The sequence below is a fragment of the Streptomyces sp. NPDC045701 genome (assembly GCF_056432045.1).
This window is the reverse complement of the sequence record NZ_JBWKJV010000132.1, coordinates 1-4115: the sequence shown is the minus strand read 5'-3', so window position 1 is coordinate 4115 and position 4115 is coordinate 1. Positions and strand designations below refer to the sequence as shown.

2 protein-coding genes and 2 pseudogenes are annotated in these 4115 nt (G+C 68.3%); 3 read left to right on the top strand and 1 reads right to left on the bottom strand.

Translation table 11 applies throughout. The features are described 5' to 3' along the window. Positions 1-232: 232 nt before the first annotated feature. Entirely contained in the window at positions 233-709 is a 477-nt protein-coding gene (locus AC07DW_RS33565; protein ID WP_478861397.1) for a single-stranded DNA-binding protein, read from the bottom strand. A gap of 458 nt (positions 710-1167) precedes the next feature. Here AC07DW_RS33565 and AC07DW_RS33560 point away from each other — a divergent pair. The 3 genes and pseudogenes from AC07DW_RS33560 to AC07DW_RS33550 all read left to right on the top strand — a co-directional run. Further along, positions 1168-2786: pseudogene (locus AC07DW_RS33560) on the top strand (ABC-F family ATP-binding cassette domain-containing protein). Between the two features lie 375 nt (positions 2787-3161). Further along, positions 3162-3302, top strand: a pseudogene (locus tag AC07DW_RS33555) (IS30 family transposase); the annotation flags it as partial. A 364-nt stretch (positions 3303-3666) separates the two neighbouring features. After that, on the top strand, positions 3667-4115 hold a 449-nt coding region (locus AC07DW_RS33550), incomplete at its 3' end, for a helix-turn-helix domain-containing protein (protein ID WP_478861396.1).

Here is a 4115-nt window from a genome sequence, read left to right as displayed (position 1 = left end):
CTCCACCCCGCCCACCTCACCATCCGCCACCATCTGCACTGGTCACTCTGGCGAAGACTCAGCCAGACACGCGCCCGCAACAGCCACTACAAACATCGCGGACACACTCCCTAACTGTGATTGCAGTACTAACGGGCGTGAGGGTTCGACTCCCTCCACTCCTACCAGGGATCCGGCCTTCTGCAGGGTGTTGTCGTCCCCGACCAGGGCACACAGCGCAGGAATGCGCTCGTTAGAACGGATGGGACTCGGCGGGCGTCGAGCCCGGGGAGGACTGTGCGGAGGCGCCGTCAGACTCGGGGCCGGCTGTCGGTGCGGGTCCGCGCTGGGAGGGCATGCCCTGGCGGTAGGTCTTGGTGACTTCGGCCCGCGCATAGGTCAAGGAGACCGCGATCTCCTCGGCGTCGATCTCCACCGTGGTGCGGCGGATCCCTTCTTTGTCATCGAAGGTGCGCTGCCTGAGCCGCACGGTGACGATGACTCGCATGCCCCGGGCGAGCGACTGCGCGGCGTTCTCGCCGGCCTGCCGCCACAGCGAGCAGCGAAGAAACAGCGGTTCCCCGTCGACGAACTCGCTGCGGTCGCGGTCGAAGATGCGGGGAGTGGAGGCGATGGTGAACGCCGCTACGGGGATGCCGGAGTTGGTGTAACGAAGTTCGGGATCGGCCGTCAGGTTGCCCACCACCGTCACCAGAGTCTCGCCCGCCATGCCGCCACCCCTCGCCTCGTGCCTGAAACAATTACTGTACCGGCCCTGCACATCCTCCCGGACCCCACGACTGCAACAGCAAGCCAGGAAGACTCCGGGCGCAACGGATCGGCCATTGCGGTGCAACGCCCCGTCCCTTGCCTTTGAGCGCGCCAACGGTCATCCAGGGCCGTCCGCCATCGGCATTTCTTGTGGCCGGTCCGGGGATGCGTGTACCGTCGAAGGCGGATCTGTCGTCGTCGTTGGGAGAGGCAAGTGCTCCTCTGAGGTCTGAGACACCGTGCGCCCGGGATGTGGCGTCCACGAGTGCGGCCTCGGAGTCGAGCTGCCCGCCAGCCCGGCATTTCTGCCTGGTTCGGCCTTCGGTCCGGCGCTCGTCTTCACGATCCGCAATTCTCTGCGGGTGCGGTGTCTCCACATGCTGGCCCTTCACCAGTACATACGGGGAGATAGACCTGATGAGCATCCGCACCACCGCACCCGTCCTGTGCACTGGCCTGTCGTTCGCCTGGCCGGACGGCACCCGAGTGCTGGATGATCTTTCCTGGGCAGCCGGGGAAGGCAGTACCGGCCTGATCGGGCGCAACGGCAGCGGGAAGTCCACGCTCTGCGGCTGATCGCCGGGCGGCTGCTTCCAGCCTCGGGCACCGTCCACGCCATCGGCCATCCCGGCTACCTGCCGCAGGACCTCACCCTGAACCCCACCATGCGTGTGGACGAGGTGCTGGGTGTGGCCTCCGTCCGCGCTGCCCTGCACGCGATCGAAGCCGGCGATGCCAGCGAGGACCACTTCACCGCTCTGGATGACCAGTGGGACGTCGAAGAGCGCACCCATGCTGCCCTGACCCGCCTGGGCCTGGGCCACATCGGCCTGGACCGCACCGTCGGCGAGGTCTCCGGTGGCGAAGCCGTCCTGCTGCGCCTGGCAGCCCTCATGCTGGCCCATCCCGGTGTCCTGCTGCTGGACGAGCCGACCAACAACCTCGACCGCCATGCCCGCCACCGCCTCTACGACGCGGTCACCGACTACCGGGGCGCCGTGATCGTCGTGACCCACGACCGCGAGCTACTGGAACGTGTCGACCAGATCGCCGAGCTGCGCACCGGCACCATACGCACCTTCGGCGGCAACCTGACCGCGTACGAGAACACCATCGCCACCGAGCAGGAAGCCGCCGAACGAGCTCACGCCACCGCACGCGCGGACCTCGCCCGCCAGCGGCGTGACCTGGCCGCCGCCCAGACGCGGCAGGCCCGCAGCGCCCGCTACGGCAAGCAGATGTATGCCGACAACCGCCTGGACAAAGCCTCCGCCCAGACCATGAAGCGCGCCGCCCAGATCTCCCGCGGCAAGCAGCAGGCCGTCCACGACCAGCGCCTGGCCCACGCCAAAAAGCACCTGACCGCTGCCGAGGACCGGCTCCGCGACGACGACACCATCCGCATCGACCTGCCCGACACCGCCATCCCGCCCCACCGCACCGTCCTCACCCTCGACCGCACCCGCCTGCGCACCGGCCGCATCGTCGACGACCTGCACATTCAGGGACCCGAACGCATCGCGCTCACCGGCGCCAACGGCACCGGCAAAACCACCCTCCTGCGCACCATCACCGGACAGCTCCCACCCGCGGAGGGCGAGGTCTGTGTCCATGTCCCGCTGCGATATCTGCCGCAGCGTCTGGACCTGCTCGACGGCCAGCGATCGGTCTTCGACAACGTCGCAAGGATCAGCCCTCACGCCACCGGAAACCAGATCCGTGCTCAGCTGGCCCGTTTCCTGTTCAGGGGCGGCCGCGCCGATCAAGTCGTGGACACGCTCTCGGGGGGAGAGCGATTCCGTGCGACCCTGGCCGCACTGCTGCTGGCCGACCCAGCCCCTCAGCTCCTGCTGTTGGACGAGCCCACCAACAACCTCGACATGGACAGCGTCACCCAGCTCGCCCAGGCCCTGGGCGGATACCAGGGCGCGCTGGTCGTCGTCAGTCACGACCTCCCCTTCCTTCACCGGATCGGCATCACGCGGTGGCTGGACCTGGACACCGAAACGGCGCAGGAGACCTCCGGGGAAGCGTGAAAGATCATGGCCGAAGACCCACCTGAAGATTGTGAGCGACGACTTCAAGCGCGTGGAATCGCACGACTGCCCGATGTCTCCCTGTGCTGCCCCCGGGTCCCCGTGCCGGACCGGCAAGGGCAGGGTGGCCATCCATTCCACACCGCCCGCTTTCCCCCTGGTGCCCCAACTCGCCAAGGCCCTGAGCGTGCCGGCCCCCGTACGCAAGCCGGGCCCGGCGTGGACCGAACTGCCCCGGCCCGTGCGCGCCGGCGCCCGAACCGGCCGGACACGTCCGCCTCGGCTACGCCCGCGCCTCGACCGCCCGGCAGTCCCTGAACGCACAGCTCGACCCGCTCGGCGAGGCCGGGGTCACCCGGGTCTTCTCGGAGAAGACTGCGCAGTGGCCGCGCCCGCCGCAGGCCCCGCCGCCAGTCCCAGCAGCGACAGCCTCGCTGCAGCCATCCCATGGCCATGATCAGCGGCCGGCCCGCCGGGACCGAAGACCGGGCGGTGCCTGGGCACTGGGAGGGCGACTGTGCGACGCGAAGCTGCACGAGTTTGAGTGGACTGACCGATTGGAGAGGCGGCTGATGATGCCGTAGGTGCAGTTACCGGTCCGTGTCCGTATGACCCGTCCCCGCCCTTGACGTGCGACGCCGGTAACGGAGTGGTGCGAAGCTCAGGGGAAAGCCCAAGGCCTCCCGTTCCATCCGGGAGTTACCGGCAAGGGGAAGACCGGACGGGTGAACGCAAGTGAACTCCCGATGTGCCTCGTGATCCCAAGCCCCGCCGATGGAAAGCACCAGCGGGGTGCATGGCTGGCCGCTGAGAAGCGGCAGGCGCTGGCCGGCTTGAGTTCTAGCGGTTGTCGCAACACCCCAGCTCGCAGGGGTGCTCGATGGAGTTCGAGATCCGCAAGGACCGGACGAAGCCGCAAGGCAGGAAGAAGCTGACCCGGGAGAGGGCTGCATACTTCCGGCTCATGGAGCAGGGCTACAGCAACAAGGAAGCCTGCCGGATCGTCGGGATCGATGTCCGGACCGGCAGCAAGTGGCGCAACGGCGGCTCACGCGGCCAGGGCCGCAGACCACTGCCTCCAGCAAGGAAGGCGCTGGTGGTCTGCGGCCCGTCACGACATCTGCGCGAGGATGAACGCATCCACATCGCTGACCGGCTGCGTGAGAAAGCCACGGTCCGGCAGATAGCAGCGGAGCTGGGCCGCAGCCCCTCCACCGTCAGCAGAGAGATCCGGCGCAACCGCACCGTCCTGCACGAATACGGCCGCTGGTACTACCGCCCCCACGCAGCCCAGGCCCGCGCCGATGCACGCCGGCCCCGCCCCAAGCC